The sequence below is a fragment of the Oceanimonas smirnovii ATCC BAA-899 genome, from assembly GCF_000381965.1.
GTDB classification, from domain to species: domain Bacteria; phylum Pseudomonadota; class Gammaproteobacteria; order Enterobacterales; family Aeromonadaceae; genus Oceanimonas; species Oceanimonas smirnovii.
Window position 1 is genome coordinate 18,838 of record NZ_KB908455.1, and the last position, 20,007, is coordinate 38,844.

18 protein-coding genes and 3 tRNA genes are annotated in these 20,007 nt (G+C 53.7%); 11 read left to right on the top strand and 10 right to left on the bottom strand.

Annotation, left to right across the window (positions count from 1 at the left end):
- Positions 1-3: 3 nt before the first annotated feature.
- The 7 genes from pheT to G364_RS0102925 all read right to left on the bottom strand — a co-directional run bounded on the left by pheT (position 4) and on the right by G364_RS0102925 (position 7,292).
- Entirely contained in the window at positions 4-2,391 is a 2,388-nt protein-coding gene (gene pheT / locus G364_RS0102895) for a phenylalanine--tRNA ligase subunit beta (RefSeq protein WP_019933651.1), read from the bottom strand.
- Between the two features lie 15 nt (positions 2,392-2,406).
- The gene (pheS, locus tag G364_RS0102900; protein WP_019933652.1) at positions 2,407-3,390 is read right to left on the bottom strand and encodes a phenylalanine--tRNA ligase subunit alpha; all 984 of its coding nucleotides are present in this window, start codon (positions 3,388-3,390) and stop codon (positions 2,407-2,409) included.
- 153 nt (positions 3,391-3,543) lie between these two features.
- Entirely contained in the window at positions 3,544-3,900 is a 357-nt protein-coding gene (gene rplT, locus G364_RS0102905) for a 50S ribosomal protein L20 (RefSeq protein ID WP_014292510.1), read from the bottom strand.
- A 14-nt stretch (positions 3,901-3,914) separates the two neighbouring features.
- A complete protein-coding gene (rpmI, locus tag G364_RS0102910) occupies positions 3,915-4,112 on the bottom strand; it encodes a 50S ribosomal protein L35 (RefSeq protein WP_014292509.1) in 198 nt (65 codons plus the stop codon).
- A 72-nt stretch (positions 4,113-4,184) separates the two neighbouring features.
- Positions 4,185-4,727: a translation initiation factor IF-3 gene (gene infC / locus G364_RS0102915; protein ID WP_083928683.1), complete on the bottom strand. Its 543-nt coding sequence runs from the start codon at positions 4,725-4,727 to the stop codon at positions 4,185-4,187.
- The gene (gene thrS / locus G364_RS0102920) at positions 4,724-6,658 is read right to left on the bottom strand and encodes a threonine--tRNA ligase (protein WP_019933654.1); all 1,935 of its coding nucleotides are present in this window, start codon (positions 6,656-6,658) and stop codon (positions 4,724-4,726) included. Before thrS ends, infC begins: the two co-directional genes overlap by 4 nt.
- 190 nt (positions 6,659-6,848) lie before the next feature.
- Positions 6,849-7,292, bottom strand: coding sequence for a tellurite resistance TerB family protein (locus tag G364_RS0102925; RefSeq protein ID WP_019933655.1), 444 nt, complete (start codon positions 7,290-7,292; stop codon positions 6,849-6,851).
- Positions 7,293-7,379: 87 nt separating this feature from the next.
- Here G364_RS0102925 and G364_RS0102930 point away from each other — a divergent pair, with 87 nt between their 5' ends.
- Genes G364_RS0102930 through G364_RS0102940 form a run of 3 tightly spaced genes read left to right on the top strand, consistent with a single transcriptional unit; the run spans position 7,380 to position 9,215 of the window.
- Complete coding sequence (locus tag G364_RS0102930; protein ID WP_019933656.1) at positions 7,380-8,255, top strand: fructosamine kinase family protein; 876 nt, start codon at positions 7,380-7,382, stop codon at positions 8,253-8,255.
- A complete protein-coding gene (locus tag G364_RS0102935; protein WP_019933657.1) occupies positions 8,252-8,995 on the top strand; it encodes a pteridine reductase in 744 nt (247 codons plus the stop codon). The genes G364_RS0102930 and G364_RS0102935 overlap by 4 nt, the downstream gene beginning before the upstream one ends.
- A 16-nt stretch (positions 8,996-9,011) precedes the next feature.
- Positions 9,012-9,215: a CPXCG motif-containing cysteine-rich protein gene (locus tag G364_RS0102940; RefSeq protein WP_019933658.1), complete on the top strand. Its 204-nt coding sequence runs from the start codon at positions 9,012-9,014 to the stop codon at positions 9,213-9,215.
- Positions 9,216-9,287: 72 nt separating this feature from the next.
- On the opposite strand, the gene G364_RS0102945 is transcribed toward G364_RS0102940, so the two are convergent.
- Positions 9,288-9,896: a riboflavin synthase gene (locus tag G364_RS0102945; protein ID WP_019933659.1), complete on the bottom strand. Its 609-nt coding sequence runs from the start codon at positions 9,894-9,896 to the stop codon at positions 9,288-9,290.
- 161 nt (positions 9,897-10,057) lie between these two features.
- On the opposite strand from G364_RS0102945, the gene G364_RS0102950 reads away from it, so the two are divergent.
- From G364_RS0102950 to G364_RS0102970, 5 genes are all read left to right on the top strand, one after another.
- Positions 10,058-11,446 carry an MATE family efflux transporter gene (locus tag G364_RS0102950; protein ID WP_019933660.1) on the top strand — a complete coding sequence of 463 codons (1,389 nt, stop codon included), beginning with the start codon at positions 10,058-10,060 and terminating at the stop codon, positions 11,444-11,446.
- Positions 11,391-12,413, top strand: coding sequence for a DUF3080 domain-containing protein (locus G364_RS0102955; RefSeq protein WP_051089252.1), 1,023 nt, complete (start codon positions 11,391-11,393; stop codon positions 12,411-12,413). The genes G364_RS0102950 and G364_RS0102955 overlap by 56 nt, the downstream gene beginning before the upstream one ends.
- Before the next feature lie 91 nt (positions 12,414-12,504).
- Positions 12,505-12,581: transfer RNA gene (locus G364_RS0102960), tRNA-Val, on the top strand.
- Between the two features lie 19 nt (positions 12,582-12,600).
- Positions 12,601-12,677 (top strand) — tRNA-Val (locus G364_RS0102965).
- A 13-nt stretch (positions 12,678-12,690) separates the two neighbouring features.
- Positions 12,691-12,767 (top strand) — tRNA-Val (locus G364_RS0102970).
- Between the two features lie 54 nt (positions 12,768-12,821).
- On the opposite strand, the gene G364_RS0102975 is transcribed toward G364_RS0102970, so the two are convergent.
- On the bottom strand, positions 12,822-14,033 hold the full coding sequence (locus G364_RS0102975; RefSeq protein ID WP_019933662.1) for a PcfJ domain-containing protein: 1,212 nt from the start codon (positions 14,031-14,033) through the stop codon (positions 12,822-12,824).
- Positions 14,034-14,218: 185 nt separating this feature from the next.
- Between G364_RS0102975 and aptA the strand changes: the two genes are divergently transcribed.
- Complete coding sequence (gene aptA / locus G364_RS0102980; RefSeq protein ID WP_019933663.1) at positions 14,219-15,541, top strand: omega-aminotransferase AptA; 1,323 nt, start codon at positions 14,219-14,221, stop codon at positions 15,539-15,541.
- Between the two features lie 34 nt (positions 15,542-15,575).
- On the opposite strand, the gene G364_RS0102985 is transcribed toward aptA, so the two are convergent.
- Positions 15,576-16,166: an FMN-dependent NADH-azoreductase gene (locus tag G364_RS0102985; RefSeq protein ID WP_019933664.1), complete on the bottom strand. Its 591-nt coding sequence runs from the start codon at positions 16,164-16,166 to the stop codon at positions 15,576-15,578.
- Positions 16,167-16,786: 620 nt separating this feature from the next.
- Here G364_RS0102985 and G364_RS0102990 point away from each other — a divergent pair.
- Both G364_RS0102990 and G364_RS0102995 read left to right on the top strand, forming a co-directional pair.
- Complete coding sequence (locus G364_RS0102990) at positions 16,787-18,709, top strand: PrkA family serine protein kinase (RefSeq protein WP_026344648.1); 1,923 nt, start codon at positions 16,787-16,789, stop codon at positions 18,707-18,709.
- A 21-nt stretch (positions 18,710-18,730) separates the two neighbouring features.
- Positions 18,731-19,999 carry a YeaH/YhbH family protein gene (locus G364_RS0102995; protein WP_019933666.1) on the top strand — a complete coding sequence of 423 codons (1,269 nt, stop codon included), beginning with the start codon at positions 18,731-18,733 and terminating at the stop codon, positions 19,997-19,999.
- Positions 20,000-20,007: the final 8 nt, after the last annotated feature.

The window sequence follows — 20,007 nt, forward strand, 5'->3', positions numbered from 1 at the left end:
AGCTCAATCCCTCAAGGAAGCATTAAACTCGTCGGAAACCGCCGAAACAATGCGGGCCACGGTGTCGGCGATTTCCTTTTCTTCCAACGTCCGTTGGGTATCCTGCAATACCAGACTGAGTGCCAGGCTTTTCTTGCCCTCTGCAATGCCCTGCCCTTGGTATACGTCAAACAAGTTTAATCCAACCAGCTGATTACCGCCAACTTTCCTAACCAAATCAAGGATATCGGCAGCAGCCAGGCTCTGATCGACAACCAGCGCAAGGTCGCGGCGGTTGGCCGGGAACCGGGACACAGCCACGGCATCAGGCACTTTGCGTTCCGTCAGCGCCGACAGCTCAATTTCAAACAGATAAACCTGTGACTTGAGACCCAGTTTTTTCAGCAGGCTCGGGTGCAGAGCACCAAAGTGACCCACCGGCTGGCCGCCGCGCAGCAACTGCGCAGACTGCCCCGGATGCAGGGCAGATAAGTCGGTCCGCGCTACGCTGAAGGACAGTTCATCGGCAGACAGGGCCAGCAGGCTTTCCACATCACCCTTGAGATCAAAGAAGTCGGCAGCCTGGCTGCTCATGCTCCAGTGCTCGTCCACCACAGAGCCCAGCACCAGACCGGCCAGTACCGGTGTCTGACGTACGCCGTTTTCTGCGGTGTCATCAGGCACAAACGTCAGGCCCTGTTCAAACAGGCGCAGGCGAGACTGCTGACGGTTCTGGTTGTAAACCGCAGCCTGTACCAGGCCCGGCCACAGCGATACCCGCATGGCAGACATGTCTGCAGCAATGGGGTTGGGCAGAATCATATGCCCGGCATTCGGGAACATCAGTTTTTGCTGTTCCGGATCCACAAAGCTGTAAGTAATGGCTTCCTGATAACCCAGGTCCACCAATGTATCCTTCAGCCGGTTCAGTGGCAGATGGGCTTCATGGTGAGAAGACATGGACAGGTCAGCTCTGGGAGCCACATCGGGAATATTGTTGTAGCCGTAAATACGGGCGACTTCTTCAACCAGATCTTCTTCAATGGCAATATCAAAGCGATAGCTGGGCACCACTACGCTCCAGCCATCGGCAGTTGCTGTCACCTGCAGCCCTAAACGAGTCAGCATTTCAGTGACCTGCTCAGCAGCAATATCAATGCCGATAAGCCTGTTCAGGCGGTCATGACGGAGAGTGACAGTGGCGGCCTGAGGCAGCTTGTCTTCAGCAACGGCTTCAATCACAGGGCCGGCTTCACCACCACAAATGTCGAGCAGCAGCGCCGTGGCACGCTCCATCACCTTATGCTGCAGCTGATAGTCAACACCGCGCTCAAAACGGTGGGAAGAGTCAGTGTGCAGGCCATAGTTGCGGGCACGGCCGGTAATGGCCAGCGGGCTGAAAAAGGCACATTCCAGCAATACGTCTTTGGTATTTTCGGTCACACCGGTGGCGTCGCCGCCAAAGATGCCGGCCATGGCCACGGGACGCTCGTTATCGGCAATGACCAGAGTATCGGCGTTCAGGGTCACTTCGTTACCGTCAAGCAGGGTCAGTTTTTCACCCTGCTCTGCCATGCGCACTTGAATACCGCCGTTCAGGGTATTCAGATCAAAGGCATGCATGGGCTGACCCCATTCCAGCAGCACAAAGTTGGTGATGTCCACCACGGGATCGATGCTGCGAATGCCGCTGCGACGCAGTTTTTCCTGCATCCATAACGGCGTTGCCGCATTGACGTTAATGTTTCTCACTACCCTGCCCAGATAGCGCGGGCAGGCCTCGGGCGCGTGCAGCTGAATATCCAGCTGGTCGTCAATGCTGGCAGGCACGGCAGCAATTTCAGGCCAGTTAACGTCCTGATTATTGAGAACACCCACTTCCCGGGCCAGGCCCGCCATGCTCAGGCAGTCGGCGCGGTTGGGGGTCAGATCCACTTCAATGGTGACATCATTCAGGGCCAGATAGTCGCGCACATCGGTACCGACGGGGGCACCAGCCGGCAGCTCGATAATGCCGTCGGACTCGATATCAATGCCCAGCTCACTGTAGGAACAGAGCATGCCGTGAGAGGGCTGACCACGCAGCTTGGCTTTTTTGATTTTAAAATCGCCGGGCAGCACGGCACCCACCACGGCCACCGCCACTTTCAGGCCCTGACGGCAGTTGGGCGCACCACAGACGATGTCGAGCAGCTCGTCGCCGCCCACATTAATTTTGGTCACGCGCAGCTTGTCGGCGTCCGGGTGCTGACCGCATTCGATCACTTCGCCCACAACGACCTGGGAAAAATCACCGGCGACGGGCTCAATGCCGTCTACTTCCAGGCCGGCCATGGTAATTTGTTCGGCAAGGGCCTCATCGTTCAGACCGGTGTTGACCCATTCATCCAGCCATGATTTTGAAAACTTCATTATTGCTCCTGCCGCTTACCGGAATTGCTTGAGAAAACGCAGATCATTTTCGAAGAAGGCGCGCAGATCATTGACGCCGTAACGGAGCATGGTCAAACGCTCAACGCCCATGCCAAAGGCAAAGCCGCTGTAACGCTCGGGGTCGATACCCACGGAGCGCAGTACATTCGGATGCACCATGCCGCAGCCCAGTACTTCCAGCCACTTACCGTTCTTGCCCATCACATCCACTTCGGCACTGGGCTCGGTGAACGGGAAATAGGACGGGCGAAAACGAATTTGCAGATCTTCTTCAAAGAAGTTGTGCAGAAAGTCGTGCAGTACGCCCTTAAGCTGGGTAAAGCTGACGTGTTCATCCACCAGCAGACCTTCTACCTGATGGAACATGGGGGTGTGGGTCTGATCGTAATCGTTACGATAGACTCGTCCCGGCGAAATAATACGAATGGGTGGCTGCTGTTGTTCCATGGTGCGGATTTGCACGCCGGAAGTCTGGGTGCGCAGCATCAGCTTGGGATTAAAATAGAAGGTATCGTGATCCGCCCGGGCCGGATGATGGGCCGGAATGTTGAGGGCATCGAAGTTATGGAAATCGTCTTCAATTTCCGGACCTTCGGCCACCTGAAAACCCAGTTCACCGAAAAAGGATTCTATGCGCTTGATGGTACGGCTGACCGGATGCAGGCCACCACTCACCTGACGACGGCCCGGCAGAGTAATATCCAGGGTTTCACTGGCCAGTTTGGCATTCAGCTCGGCCAGCTGCAGTGCGTCGCGCTTGCTGTTAAGGGCGTCGTTAACCGCCTGTTTGGCCTGGTTGATAGCCTGCCCTGCTGCAGGGCGCTCTTCGGCAGACAGCTTGCCGAGCGCCTTGGACTGCTCGGTAAAGGTGCCCTTCTTGCCCATATAGCGAACCCGGATTTCATCCAGTTCGGCGACAGTAGCGGCAGCCTGGATCTCCGCCTGCGCCTTGACGATCACGTCTTCCAGCTGATCCATGTATTCCTCGTTGACTTGCCCGTATACACGGACGCTTGATATTAGAAAGGTCTTGATAATAAAGGAAATGCCTGTTTTCTTCCAGCGCGGAGCCGGGGAAAAGGCAACAAAAAAGGAGGCCGGAGCCTCCTTTGAAAACGGTCGTTTAACGACTTAAGCCAGGGCTTCTTTTGCTTTGGCAACCAAAGCAGTGAAGGTGGTTTTGTCGTGTACGGCAATGTCAGCCAGGATCTTGCGATCGATTTCAACAGAGGCCTTTTTCAGACCATTGATGAAGCGGCTGTAAGACAGACCGTTCTGACGTGAAGCCGCGTTGATACGGGCAATCCACAGCTGACGGAACTGACGTTTTTTCTGACGACGGTCACGATAGGCGTACTGACCGGCTTTGGTTACTGCCTGTACCGCTACGCGATAAACGCGTGAACGGGCACCGTAATAACCTTTGGCCTGCTTCAGAATCTTCTTGTGACGAGCGCGTGCAGTGACACCACGTTTAACTCTTGGCATTGTTCACTCTCCTCTTAAGCGGTAGGCAGCATGGATTTGATCTGGGCAACGTCAGACGCCGCTACCAGACACTTACCGCGCAGCTGACGCTTACGCTTGGTGCTTTTCTTGGTGAGGATGTGACGCAGGTGGGACTGCTTGCGCTTAAAGCCACCAGAGCCGGTTTTCTTGAAGCGCTTGGCAGCGCCCTTGTTGGATTTCATCTTAGGCATGAAATACTCCGCATTGTTAATAACAACAACAGACAAGGTGAGCCGGACGAAATGCCCGGCTACTTGCAGACCTTACTGTTTCTTTTTAGGGGCAAGCACCATCACTGCCTGGCGGCCTTCCAGCTTGGGAAAGGACTCAACCACGGCGAGTTCATCGAGTTCGGTCTTGATGCGGTTAAGCAGATCAAAACCCAGCTCCTGGTGCGCCATTTCACGACCGCGGAACCGCAGTGTGACTTTGGCTTTGTTGCCTTCTTCCAAAAAGCGAATCAGGTTGCGTAGCTTTACCTGATAGTCGCCTTCATCAGTACCGGGACGGAATTTAACTTCCTTCACCTGGATTTGTTTCTGTTTTTTCTTCTGTTCCTTGGTCGCTTTACTTTTTTCGTAAAGGAACTTGCCGTAGTCCATGATACGGCAAACAGGGGGTTCGGCATTGGGACTGATTTCTACCAGATCGACGCCCGCCTCGCTGGCAGCGCTCAGTGCCTCATTGATGGACACGACCCCCAATGCTTCACCTTCCAGGCCGACCAGACGAACTTCTTTCAGTCGGATTTCTTCATTCAGTCGATTACGGGGAGCGGGCTTGCCCCCTTTTTTGGCGCCTTTTATAACCTATCCTCCACTGTTTTCTTTCCGCGGGTCTGAACCTCTTCCTTGATGAGAGCAATCAGTTCCTCAACATCAAAGGTTCCCAGATCCTGACCTTTTCGGGTACGAACCGCTACCTTGCCGGCGTCGACTTCTTTGTCGCCGCATACCAGCATGAAAGGTACCCGCTTAAGAGTATGCTCGCGGATTTTAAAGCCAATCTTCTCATTTCTCAAGTCTGCCTTGGCCCGAATACCGATATTATTCAGTGACTCGACCAGGTTTTTGGCATAGTCAGCCTGATTATCGGTAATATTCAGCACCACCGCCTGGGTAGGAGCCAGCCAGGTCGGGAACAGACCGGCATACTCTTCAATAAGAATACCGATAAAGCGCTCGATAGACCCCAGAATAGCGCGGTGGATCATTACCGGCACATGGCGCTCGTTGTCTTCACCGACATAACTGGCACCCAGACGGCCCGGCAGCGCGAAATCAAGCTGTACCGTACCACATTGCCAGGCACGATTCAGGCAGTCGTGCAAAGTAAATTCAATTTTAGGACCGTAAAAGGCCCCCTCGCCCGGCTGCAGCTCGTATTCGATACCATTGCTTTTGAGGGCTTCTTCCAGAGCCAGTTCGGCCTTGTCCCAGATCTCGTCGCTGCCGATGCGTTGTTCTGGACGGGTAGACAGCTTGACGGCGATGTTACTGAAACCAAAGGTTTCATAGGTGTCATATACCATTCTGATGCAGGCAGACACTTCGCTCTGAATTTGATCTTCGGTACAGAAGACATGAGCATCGTCCTGAGTAAAGCCCCGTACCCGCATCAGACCGTGCAGGGCACCGCTCGGCTCGTTGCGATGGCAACAGCCGAACTCAGCCATGCGCAGCGGCAGATCACGGTAGGACTTGAGTCCCTGATTGAAGATCTGCACATGACCCGGGCAGTTCATAGGCTTGATGGCATAGTCCCGGCTCTCGGAGTGGGTGGTAAACATGTGATCAGCATATTTATCCCAGTGGCCGGACTTTTCCCACAGCACTCTGTCCATCATGAAGGGGCCTTTTACCTCTTCATATTTATATTCGCGCAGCTTGTCCCGCACAAAGGTTTCCAGCTCACGGAAGATGGTCCAGCCGTCGTTGTGCCAGAACACCATGCCCGGCGCTTCTTCCTGCATGTGGTAAAGATCGAGTTGCTTGCCAATTTTGCGGTGATCCCGCTTGGCGGCTTCTTCCAGCTGCACCAGATAGGACTTGAGCGCTTTCTTGTCGGCCCAGGCTGTGCCGTAAATGCGCTGCAGCATTTTGTTTTTGGAGTCGCCACGCCAGTAGGCACCGGAGACCTTCTGCAATTTAAAGTGCTGGCAGAAACGCATGTTGGGCACATGCGGGCCGCGACACATGTCGATATATTCTTCGTGATGATACAGACCCGGCTTGTCATCCTGGCTCACGTTCTGATCCAGAATTTCAATTTTGTACGACTCATGCCGACGGGCAAAGGTATCCCGCGCTTCCTGCCAGCTGACCTTTTTCTTGATCACCGCATATTCGGTCTTGGCCAGTTCCAGCATGCGGGTCTCGATTTTCTGAATATCTTCCTCGGTGAGGGTATGTTCAAGATCCACATCATAATAGAAGCCGTTTTCAATGACAGGGCCAATGGCCATGCGGGTTTGCGGCCACAGCTGCTTGATGGCGTGACCCAGCAGGTGAGCACAGGAGTGACGGATAATTTCCAGTCCTTCCTGATCCCTGGCGGTGATAATGGACAGGCTGGCATCCTGGCTGATGAGGTCGCAGGCATCTGCCAGCTCGCCGTTAATACGGCCGGCAATGCAGGCCTTGGCCAGGCCCGGACCTATATCCTGAGCCACATCCATAATGGAAACGGGATTGTCGAAATGGCGTTGACTGCCATCGGGAAGAGTAATTGTCGGCATGAAAGGTCCTTAACAGTGGTGCACCCTACCAAAGCGCACATGTATGTAATGAAAAGAATGATAATTCACGACAGAGCCCCGACCATCTGGCGTTACTCGGCCAGCCTGGCACGCTTGAGTGTGATACCGCGGCACAGGTCGGGAAGCGCAAAGACTATCAGAAATCACACTTCATCGCCACGGACCATGGTTAATCTTCGGACCCGTTTTCTACCCGTAATTTCAGCTGAATAAAGCGGCTGTGCGGAATATAGAGTAATTCAGCCACTTGCCGGACTATGCCTTCTTCCTGCGGATCCAGCACACCGTCTGTCATGGCCATTTGCCACAGGGCGGACAAAATGGCTTCCCGCCGTTCAATGGCCAGGGTTTTCAGATGTTGCGTAAACTCATACAAGGATACCGCTTCTTCCTGGTGCGCCCTGCCCTGTTGCAGCCACTGGTGCACTTCATGGGGGGCATGACCAAACAGTCTTGCCAGCAACTGTTCCAGACGCTGGTGTTCGGCCTCACTGGCCACGCCGTCTGCCAGCATGACCTCACTTAACAGGGCGGCTACCGCCACTTCTTCCTGCAAGGCGGGGGTATCGTGTTCGGGGGTAGAATTCAGCCATTGCTTGATGCGTTCTATCATGCTTTTTCCTTTTCGGTTAAGTCACTGAAGGCAACCGCTTTTAGCCTATACTGGTGGCAAAACCTGCGTTACCGGAGTGAACAGTCTATGTGGCCAGCCATTGCCAGTCAGATAAGCGATGCCATTAATGCCGAGTTTCATGTGAGTGAACGCTCGCCTTTGGGTGGCGGTGAAATCAATCAGGCTTACCGCGTCAGCGATGGCCAGCATATATTCTTTGTTAAACTAAATGACCGTGCAGCGCTGGATATGTTCCGTGCCGAATGGACTGCCCTTGAGCATCTGCTTAATACGCAGACACTCAGAGTGCCCCGCCCCGTTTGCTGCGGGACTACGGTTAACAGCAGTTTTATCGTGCTGGAGTATCTGCGTCTGGGGCAGGCACAGGATCAGGACTGGCATATGCTGGGGCGGCAGCTGGCTCATTTGCATCAGGGCAGTACTCAGTCCATGTATGGCTGGGACGAAGACAACTTTATCGGCACCACAGTGCAGCCCAATGCCTGGCATAAAAAGTGGGCGACCTTTTTTGCCGAACAACGTGTTGGCTGGCAGCTGCAGCTTCTGGAAGAGCAAGGCATTCGTTTTGGTGATATTGAAGAGATAACCGGTGCCATCAAAAACCGGCTGGCAGGACATCAGCCCGAGGCCTGCCTGTTGCATGGCGATTTATGGCGTGGCAACCTCGGATTTTATCAGCGTCAGGGAGTGATTTTTGACCCTGCCAGTTATTTTGGTGACAGAGAAGCAGATATCGCCATGACAGAGCTGTTCGGCCAGTTTCCTCAGGCTTTTTACCAGGGCTATGATGCCGTCTGGCCTCGTGATGATGGTTACTGGCAGCGGCGGGAAATTTATAATCTCTATCACCTGCTTAATCACATAAACCTGTTTGGTGAAGCCTATATCAAGCAAGCCAAACTGAGTTTGAGCAATATTATTGCCAGCCAGGAGATATCATGACCCAAGTGGCCTTGATCACCGGTGCCGCCAGACGCATTGGTGCTGACATCAGCCGAATGCTGCACCGGCAAGGAATGAACCTGATAGTGCATTACCATCACAGTGAGCATGAGGCCCGGGTATTGGCAGAAGAGCTGAACCGGCTCCGCGCGGGCAGCGTAAAGCTGCTGCAGCAGGATCTGACCGATTTGAATGCCATTAATGCCATGGCCGACAGCGCCATGGGATGCTTCGGCCATGTCAGTGCACTGATTAACAATGCCTCTGCCTTTTATCCCACCCGTTTTGGCAACATTACTCCGGCTCACTGGCTGGAACTCTCTGCCACCAATGCGGCAGCGCCACTGTTGCTGAGCCAGGCGCTGCTGCCGTCACTCAGACAGGAGCGCGGCAGCATAGTGAATTTGCTTGATATACACGCGGCCAACGGTCTGAAAGACCACCTGCCCTACAGCATGGCCAAAAATGCGCTGGTCACCCTGACCCGGGCACTGGCTGCCGAGCTGGCTCCGCAGGTGCGGGTTAACGGTATTGCACCGGGTCCTATTCTCTGGCCTGAACATGAACTTGATAACGAACAAAAGCAGCGAGTACTGGATTCAGTGCCCATGGGGCGGCTGGGCACGCCGTCTGAAATTGCTGACACAGTCCGGTTTTTACTTCAGGGGCCGGCCTACCTGACCGGCCAGATTATTGCCATTGATGGTGGTCGCTCCTGCCAGAGCCTGCCGGAAGCCTGATTATCGGGAGATTTCTATGCGTGATTATTTTGAACGGAATATTGTCTGCCCTCATTGCGGTCATCACACCCGCATTGAGGTAGATGCCAGCGCCGGTGATCAGGATTATTACGAAGATTGCCAGGCCTGTTGCAATCCCATGCATTTACGCGTGGTGCGAAACGAGATCAGTGATGAGGTTGAAGTCAGCGTTGATGCTGATGATGAGCAGTATTTTTAAACAGCCTCAATTGTATGTTGGCATAACTTTATCAAATTAAAAATACCGGGCTTGCCCGGTATCATTCGCCTGTTATTCACGGCTGCTCAGTACCCGCTCAACCGTGTCCACTATCGCCTGAGTCTGCGGATCAATCTCAATATTGGCACGATAGCCGGGCTGCACCCGGCCCAGGTTAGTGCGGGCCAGCGTTTCTGGAATAAGGTGCACCAGAAAATGACTGCCGGTGACGTCGCCCAATGTCAGACTGATGCCATCAATGCCAATATAGCCCTTGGTAAACAGATATTTCCCAAGCCCCCCGGGTACGGCAAAGCGCAGTGTGGTGTTGGTCTCGGTTTCAGTGCGCTCCAGCAGCTCGCTCATGGCGATAATGTGGCCCGACATGGCATGGCCGCCAATATCATCGCCAAAACGGGCCGCCCGCTCCAGGTTCACCTTGTCACCTGCATTTAATCCCCCCAGGTTAGTCACTCTCAGGGTTTCCTGCATCAGGTCAAAGCTGACCTTGTCCTCCTCAATGGCAGTGACGGTAAGACAGCAACCATTGTGAGCCACAGAGGCACCCAGCTCCAGGCCGGGCAACAGCTCATCCGGCATGGCCAGCACGTGAGTTTGAAAGTCCGCTTTTTTGATAATATTCAGCAGGGTACCCTGCCCCTGAACAATTCCGGTAAACATCGCGTTAATCCATAGCAAAACAGTGAAAAATAATGGGAAAAAACAGTGTTAACGGTTATATTTCCGGCATCAGGGCCAATATAACCCCGTCCTAACTCTGCTTTATCCCATTTCGCTTTTCGGCAGGCGTTTGCCGATTGCGGCTTTCAGGTGAGAAAACCATGTCATTCTCTGCATATTTCACAGAAACGCGCCATTTGCTGCGTTTGTGTGGTCCCATTCTGGTGGCTCAGGTAGCACAAACCACCATGAGCTTTGTTGACACCGTCATGGCCGGCCAGATCAGTGCCACCGATATGGCCGCCGTGGCTGTGGCCACCAGCTTCTGGCTGCCCATTATTTTGCTGGTACAGGGAGTCGTGATGGCACTCACTCCCATTATTTCTCAGCTTAACGGAGCCCGCCGGCACCATGAAGTGGCCGGCGCTGTGCATCAGGGCTTCTGGCTTACCCTGATGGTGATCGTTCCTGCCTCGCTGGCACTGTATTTCTCCCCCATGATACTGCACTGGATGGATGTGGAGCCATTGCTGGCAGAAAAAACCACCGGCTATCTGCACGGTATTCTCTGGGGCATGCCCGCCTATGCACTTTATCAGGTGCTGCGCAATTTCAGTGAAGGCCTGTCACATACACGCCCTACCATGGTCATTGGTTTTATCGGACTGGCTATTAACGTCCCCGCCAACTACATATTGATCCACGGTAAACTGGGCTTTCCCCAGCTCGGAGGTGTGGGTTGTGGCTATGCCTCTGCACTGGTGTTCTGGGCCATGCTGGTGGCCATGATTATTTACACCAAACGCTCTGCCTTACTCAACCATTTTGCAGTGTTTGCCAATATCACGGCTCCCGACATGGCTCGCATCGGACGAATTTTCCGGCTGGGTTTTCCTATTGCCATGGCCATTTTCTGTGAAGTCACCCTGTTTACCGTGGTCGCGCTGTTGCTGGCTCCGCTGGGAGCCGATGTAGTGGCCGGTCATCAGGTCGCCATCAACTTCTCCAGCATTATTTTTATGCTGCCACTCAGCCTTGGCATGGCACTGACCATACGGGTGGGTCACAGCCTGGGAGAAAATCAGGCTGACCAGGCCAGAATTGCCAGCTTGACCGGTATTGGATTTGGTGCACTGGCGGCCGTGTTTACCGGTCTGGCCACCGCCCTCGCCCGTTATCAGATCAGCGGCATTTATACTGATAACAGCTTTGTGCTGGAGCTGGCCGCCAGCCTGTTGCTGCTGGCATCACTTTATCAGATTTCCGACTCGGTGCAGGTGATTACCGCAGCGGCATTGCGCGGTTATAAAGACACAAAAGTAATTTTTTATATTACGCTGTTCTCATACTGGTGCTGCGGTCTGCCCGTGGGCATGGTGCTGGGGCTGACCGACTGGATAGTTCCTGCCATGGGTCCGCACGGCTTCTGGATTGGTTTTCTGGTAGGCTTGACCATAGCGGCGTTCTTACTGATATGGCGGTTACGCAGAATTTATGAACAGGTTCATCATCGCGACAGTGCTGGTTTGCCTTTGGTTGACGGGCTGTAACGACCGGCAAACACTTAAACTCTCTTTTGATACCTACCTGGCTCGGGTGGCTAATGTGCTGAATACAGCTCCTCCCGAGCTCAGGGCTCCGGCCCCGTTGCCGTCCTTGCCGGGGCAGCGTGAACTGCAGGTACAGCAGCCCCGCATCAGTGCAGGCCTGCTCGATACCCTTAAACTGGGTGAGTGCCGCCTGCTGGGCCTGGTCAGCGAGCATAATGGTCCGGTAGGTAAAAGCCAGCAGGCCGGCCCTGTATTTATGTATCATCTGCAGTTTCAACAGGGCCTGAATACCTGCCTTGCACAAAGCAACAACGACAGTCTCACTCACTGGCTCAGTGAACTTAAAGCCCAAAAAGCTCCCCTGCTGCCCGGGTTTTACTGGAACATGATGATAGCCGAGCCTGATATTCGTGCCGCACTGACACCCAGAGCCCGTCCTGTAGCGGCGGATCACAGCGGCTTTCAGGCAACGTATGATGCGTTTTCCCTGTTCGCCGACCTTAATCCCCAGCACCCTCAGACCACCGCAGTAAGCAGTGACGTCTTTACCGAGCAACTCAGTGGCCTTTATAACAATGATTATCTGGGTGAGCTCTATTATTCGCTGCACAGCGCCAGTCATTATCTCGGTGAAAGCCTGAATTTTCTCACTCAGCTGGAGCAGTTCAACTGTGGCCCTGCCGGGCAGGACGATGCCAAACGTCTGCGTAACGCCATGGAGCACTATTACATCAAGGATATTCAGGCCCAGCTGACCGAGCTGGATCGTCATTTTGTGCGGCTGGCTCCCTTGCTTGAACAAAGCCTGCAACCACCGCCCGAACGGGCTGACGCCATGGCTGAATATCGTGCCTGGTATGCCAGCGGCCTGAACAGCCGCCTGTACACTGAATATCGTCAGCTCACTCTGGAGCATGCCAAAGCCTGGCAAACCTTTCTGCGTCGCTGTGATTTATCACCGGGCTGAGCATTTGTTCTCCATCCGGTTGTTATGGAACAAAAAATGCTTGCCCCCTCTGCCCCCCTTGGCTAGTATACGCAGCGCCTGAAGGCAGTCTGCGTTCTTAGCTCAGTTGGTTAGAGCACCACCTTGACATGGTGGGGGTCGGTGGTTCGAATCCACTAGAACGCACCAGATAACTGAAACAAATTTAGCGTCCTTAGCTCAGTTGGTTAGAGCACTACCTTGACATGGTAGGGGTCGGTGGTTCGAATCCACTAGGACGCACCAGTTTTATATAAACGCGTTCTTAGCTCAGTTGGTTAGAGCACCACCTTGACATGGTGGGGGTCGGTGGTTCGAATCCACTAGAACGCACCAGATTAAAAAGCCTGCTTACGAGCAGGCTTTTTTTATTGGCGGTGTCAGTTCTTATTAACCCGCTTGTATGTTGGCATAATTTCTCTGCTTATCATTCTTCCGGCGCAACCAGTCATGAATGGCTTGGTAAGTCTCATTACTGGCCCTGTGGTTGCGCTGCAACTGTACCTGCATCACTGTGAGCTGGCCCTGCGAATATCCCAGCTCAAAGGTAGCCCGCTGTGGCTGCATAATCCGGTAAATATAACACTCCCCCGCCATTATACGATTGACATAGCTGGCTACACAGTGGCGCATCAATCTGCCTTCTGCCTGCAGATCTTCGAGGGTTTCAATCGGGATTATATGCTCATTACCCGGTAATGGTGGCGCAGGAAAATACATGCTGCCGTGGGCTGCCAGGCAATGTTGCCGGTTCAGCCTGTCGGTCCAGCGATCATGCAGCCGGTTGAGCGCATCCATATCAGCGCAGCGGTTCAGTGCCCGGCCGGCATCGGGAATATTCAATGCCTCCGCCAGCCTCAGCACATCCTGCCAGATCCGCGATATGCTCTTCAGTCTGGCCGTCAGTGCATCGCAGCTGGAAAATCTGCTCACCTCGTTTAACAGCATAAACCGGCTCTGCAGCAGCTCAGGAAAACGTACAGCAAACAACACATGATAAATGGTCAGCGCTGGCTGCTGCGCCAGCACCCGCAACATCATGGGCGTCTGCTCCCGGCACAGCTGCAGCAACAGGCGGCACTCTTTCAGGTCACCGCGTACCAGCTGCACCCGCCCCAGCAATTTAAGCAGCGCCTTGCTGCCCTCGCCGCCCAGTGCCTGCACTATGTTTCTTCTTGGCGCGCTCAGCAGCGCGCTGACCTGGATGGCAGGCCAGCCTTCCAGTTCACTATGAGCCACCAGTAACCACAGCAGATGGGGAGAATGAGCAAATAGCTCGCCGGCGGCGGGCTCTCGCGCCAGCCACTGCAATAAACGGGTTTGCTGATAAAAATAAGGCTGTACCGCCCGGCGAACGGACACCGGAATTTGTCCGGCAAACCTGCCGGGCACACTCTGTTCGCCGGCCAGCCGGGCAATATCCAGCAGCGCCATGCCATAGTCGGTATGCGCATCCGTCACCCAACGCCCCTGCTCCCGGCGCTCACATACCAGTCCGCTGCGCCAGCAGGAATAACGAAAGTGGATAGCAAAAGGCTGCTCCAGCCGTATCTCAAAATGCCCGCTGGCAGTCATTTCCATATGCTGAGGATCAAGCCACATATTGCGTCCTTAAAAGAAAACGATTTGCCATGCTGCCGGCCTGAAGCGACACCAAAGGTCGCCCGGGTTGACTCGGACCAAACTGAACGTTGAAACCTTGTCATTTTATCTTCATTACATTTTATTCACACTGGCAGTTACTTAGCGATAAGCGTCATATAACAAGAGTCTGAGAGAGTGCTGCAATGAATCAACAATCACTGAATGCTCACTGGATGCCCTTCACCCCCAACAAGGGTTTTAAAGCCAGCCCGCGTATGCTGACCGGTGCCAAGGGCATGTACTGGACCACGGACGATAACCGTCAGGTACTCGACATGACCGCCGGTCTGTGGTGCTGCAACGCCGGCCACGGCAACCCGCATATTGCCGAAGCCATTGCCCGTCAGGCCCGTGAGCTGGACTATGCTCCTTGCTTTGGCTTCGGGCACCCGCTGGCCTTTGAGCTGTCCGAGCGCCTGGCCGACCTGGCCCCGGGCAACCTGAACAAGGTGTTCTACACCAACTCAGGTTCGGAGTCAGTAGAAACTGCTCTCAAGATGGCACTGGCCTATCATCACGCCAGGGGCGACCGCGGACGTCAGCTGTTTATCGGCCGTGAGCGCGGCTATCACGGTGTGAACTTTGGTGGCATTTCAGTGGGTGGCATTACCGGTAACTACAAGGCCTTTGGCCAGTGGCTGCCCACGGATCATCTGTCCCATACTCAGGACTTGTCCCGCAACGCCTTTTCCCGCGGCCTGCCGCTCCATGGCGGGGTGGAAATGGCCAACGAGCTGGAAAAACTGATCCACCTGCACGATGCCAGCCGCATTGCCGCCGTGATCATAGAGCCGATCACCGGTGCCGGTGGCGTATTGCCGCCGCCGGTGGGCTACCTTAAGCGTATTCGTGAGATCTGTGACCAGCACGGCATCGTACTGATTTTTGATGAAGTGATTTGCGGCTTTGGCCGTACCGGCAATGCCTTTGCCAGCCAGACCTTTGACGTGCTGCCCGATATCATGACCACCGCCAAGGGCCTGACCAACGGTGCCGCTCCCATGGGTGCCGTGCTGTGTGGTGACCATATTCATGATGCGGTGATGGAAGGCAGTGCCGCAGGCGTTGAGTTCTACCATGGCTATACCTATTCTGCTCATCCGCTGGCCTGTGCTGCCGCCATGGCCACCATGGATGTCTATGAGCAGGAAGGACTGTATCAGCGTGGTGCGGCCAATGGTGATATCAGCCAGTACTTCGAGCAGGGCCTGCACAGCCTCAAGGGGCTGCCGGGTGTGATTGATATTCGTAACTACTCACTGATTGCCGCCGTCGAATTTGAAGCGCCGGCAGGCAAGACCGGCAGCACAGGCCCGGGCGTTCAGACCAATGCCTGGCAACAGGGGCTGATGCTGCGTTCGCTGGGTGATGCCATCGCCATGTCTCCGCCGTTGATCATGGAAAAAGAGCACGTGGATCAGACCATTGGTATTCTTGAGCGCTGCATTCGCCAGCACTTCGACTGATAAAAAAGAGGCTGCTTCGGCAGCCTCTTTTATATTATCCCCTGGCAAGCCGGGTCAGCTGCTTTTTGGCGTCATCAAGCTGTTGCTCGCGCAGCTCTTCAGCCATGCCCATGGCCTCAGCATACACAAACTCCACCTCTGTAATACCCAGAAAACCAAGAATGGTACGCATGTAGGGGGTGATCATGTCGTGAGCTGTGTCTTTATGCAGGCCACCACGAGTGGTAATGACAATCGCCGTCTTGTTCTCAAGCAGGCCCTGGGCACCTTTGTCAGTATAACGGAATGTCACACCGGCCCGGCACACCAGATCAATCCAGGCTTTGAGCTGAACCGGTACATGAAAGTTATACATGGGAGCGGCAATCACAATACGTTCCGCCTCTTTCAGCTCATTCACCAGTTCGTCAGACAGCGCCAGCAGCGCTTGCTGCTGCTCATTCAGATGCTCACCACCGCGCAGTGCCATGGCTCCGTCACCGTCCAGCATGGGTAATGGTACATCGGCCAGATCCCGTATTTTGATACCGGGCTCATCAAGCCGGGCAGCAAAATAGTCGGTCAACATGCCTGACGCAGAATAATCACCCAAAATACTGGATTTCAAAATAAGGGTCTTGCTCATCACAACGCTCCTGAATGCAAAGTGGGTATAAATAAAATCGAAAATACTGAATAAACAGCGGACAACCGAGTCATTGCAGACAAGATTAAGCAAACAAAAGGCGAAGTGAAACGAGAATTTGGTGTTCAAGATGTTCAAAATAATCGAACATCCAGACCTCGAAACTTACGTTAACGTCAAGGTAATACCGAGCAACAGATAAAAGAAAACCCTCGGCAAGCGAGGGTCAAACAAACGGAAACGTGCTTAAACAGAGCTACGCATCTCACCTAACAAGTTGCTTTTATTGCTTGGCAGCAAATGGTCAGACCGTGATGCTCGTTCAATGTAACCGGAGCAAAATGTGAAGTCAACGTAAAAAACCACAAAAAAACACACCACAAGCCGATCTCAAAAACAACGTTACGTTAACGTCATGGTTAACCTGCCAGTCAGATAATCTCTTCACTTGCCGCCCTCGCGGCCGGCCGTCATAAAATTAAACAATTGTTAGTTTTTTCCGTGTCTTACACGAGCGCAATAACAAAACCATGACTAACCTTATCTACAGAGAAATGAAATTCGTGTGCGCAAGGCTCTGTCATCTTAAGTGAGCCGAAAGTAAATCAGGGGGAATGACCATGGGTATTTTCGAGCACTATCAATCGCGCTATGAAAAGGCCAAGGAAGAGGAATACAGCCTGCAGGAATTTCTCGACCTGTGCCGTGAAGATAAAAGCTGTTATGCCTCCGCATCCGAGCGGTTGCTGATGGCCATTGGCGAGCCGGAAATGATCGACACCGCTCAGGTGCCACGATACAGCCGGCTGTTTTCCAACCGGGTAATTGCCCGTTATCCTGCTTTCGCCGACTTTTACGGCATGGAAGAAAGCATCGAGCAAATCGTTTCCTACCTCAAGCACGCTGCTCAGGGGCTGGAAGAAAAGAAACAAATTCTTTATCTGCTGGGTCCTGTGGGGGGCGGTAAGTCGTCCCTGGCTGAGTGCCTCAAAGCACTGATGCAAAAAGTGCCCATCTACCGCATCAAGGGCTCACCGGTCAATGACCATCCCTTCTGTCTGTTCGATATGGCAGAAGACGGCCCGATTCTGGAGCAGGAGTATGGCATTCCGCGGCGCTATCTGCGCTCCATTATGTCGCCCTGGGCAGTCAAGCGTCTGCACGAGTTCGGCGGCGATATCACCAAATTCAGGGTAGAAAAGGTGTACCCCTCGGTTCTCGACCAGATTGCCGTGGCCAAAACCGAACCCGGTGACGACAACAACCAGGATATTTCCTCACTGGTGGGCAAAGTAGACATTCGCAAGCTGGAGCACTATGCCCAGGACGACGCCGATGCCTATTCCTACTCAGGGGCGCTGTGTAAGGCCAACCAGGGCATGATGGAATTCGTGGAAATGTTCAAGGCCCCCATCAAGGTGCTGCACCCGCTGCTCACCGCGACTCAGGAGGGCAACTATAACGGTACTGAAGGACTCTCTGCCCTGCCCTTTGACGGCATTATTCTGGCCCACTCCAACGAATCGGAATGGCAGCACTTCAAACACAACAAGAACAATGAGGCTTTCCTCGACCGGGTTTACATCGTCAAGGTGCCTTACTGCCTGCGCGTCACCGAAGAGGTTGAGATTTACCAGAAATTGCTCACCAACAGTGAGCTGTCTACCGCTAAATGTGCTCCTGGCACACTTGAAACCCTGGCGCAGTTTACCGTGCTGTCACGGCTGAAAGAGCCTGATAACTCCAGCATCTACTCCAAAATGCGGGTGTATGACGGCGAAACCCTGAAAGACACGGATCCCAAGGCCAAGTCCTATCAGGAATACCGTGACTACGCCGGCGTGGACGAAGGCATGAATGGCCTCTCTACCCGGTTTGCGTTCAAGATCCTGTCACGGGTGTTCAACTTTGACCACGCCGAAGTGGCCGCCAACCCGGTGCATCTGTTCTATGTACTGGAGCAACAGATTGAGCGGGAGCAATTCCCTCAGGATATACACGATCGTTACCTGGAGTTTATCAAGGGCTACCTGATCCCCAAATACGTGGAGTTTATCGGCAAGGAGATTCAGACTGCTTATCTTGAGTCCTACTCCGAGTACGGTCAGAACATCTTTGACCGTTATGTTACCTACGCCGATTTCTGGATTCAGGATCAGGAATACCGGGATCCGGATACCGGCCAGCTGTTTGATCGCGCGGCCCTTAACGCCGAACTGGAGAAAATTGAAAAGCCTGCCGGCATCAGCAATCCGAAAGATTTCCGTAACGAAATCGTTAACTTCGTGCTGCGGGCCCGGGCCAACAACGCCGGCAAAAATCCCAACTGGACCAGCTACGAAAAGCTCAGAACCGTTATCGAGAAAAAAATGTTCTCCAACACCGAAGAGCTGTTGCCGGTTATTTCCTTCAATGCCAAAACCAGTGCCGACGAGCAGAAGAAGCACGACGACTTTGTGGATCGCATGATGGAAAAAGGCTACACCCGCAAGCAGGTACGGTTGCTGTCCGAATGGTACCTGCGAGTACGAAAATCAAGCTGATAGTGATCAGTTGGGGGAACCATGGCGCATTTTATCGACAGACGACTGAATGGCCGCAACAAAAGCGCTGTAAACCGGCAGCGCTTTATCCGCCGTTACAAACAACAACTTAAAAAGGCGGTTTCCGATGCGGTACTCAAACGCAGTATTCAGGACATCGATCAGGGTGAGAGTGTCTCCATTCCGACACGAGACATTTCCGAGCCTTTTTTTCATCACGGCAAAGGGGGGCACAGGGATCAGGTGCACCCGGGTAACGATCAGTTTATTAAAGGAGACAAGGTAGACCGCCCTTCCGGGGGCGGTGGTGGTGGCAGCGGTCAGGGTGATGCCAGCAACCAGGGAGAAGGTCAGGATGATTTTGTATTTCAGATCTCCAAGGGCGAATACCTGGATCTGCTGTTCGACGGCCTGGAGCTGCCCAACCTGGAAAAAAACAAGCTGAACAAAATCAGCGAGATGAAAACCTTTCGGGCCGGCTACACTGCCGATGGCGTGCCCGCCAATATTAACGTGGTGCGCTCATTGCGTCAGTCACTGGCCCGGCGTATTGCCCTGCAGTCTGGCAAAAAGCGTTCGGTAGCGGATCTGGAGCAAGAGCTGGCCGAGCTTGGCAAGCGCCCGGCAGAAAACTATGCCCGGATCCAGGAGCTGGAAGATGAAATTTCCGAGCTGAAACGGCGTATTGCCGCCGTGCCTTTCATCGACACCTTTGATCTGCGCTACAACAATTTTGTGAAGCGGCCGGTGCCCTCTACTCAGGCCGTCATGTTCTGCCTGATGGATGTGTCCGGCTCCATGGATCAGGCCACCAAAGACATGGCCAAGCGCTTTTACCTGCTGCTGTATCTGTTTCTTACCCGCAGCTACAAAAACGTGGATGTTGTGTTTATTCGTCATCACACTCAGGCCAAAGAGGTAGATGAGCAGGAGTTCTTCTACTCCCAGGAAACCGGCGGCACCATTGTGTCCAGCGCCCTGCAGCTGATGAAAGAGGTGATGAACGAACGCTATCCGCCCGATCAATGGAATATCTATGCCGCTCAGGCGTCAGATGGCGATAACTGGGCAGACGACTCTCCCCTGTGCCGGCAACTACTGCAAAAGGACATCATGCCCCTGGTGCGTTACTACACCTATATTGAAATCACCAACCGGGCCCATCAAAGCCTGTGGCATGAATATGAAACCATTGCCCGGGAGTATTCTTCCTTTGCCATGGAGCATATTCGTGCAGTAGACGATATCTACCCCGTATTCCGGGAGCTGTTCAGAAAACAGGTTGCGTGAGGTAACTT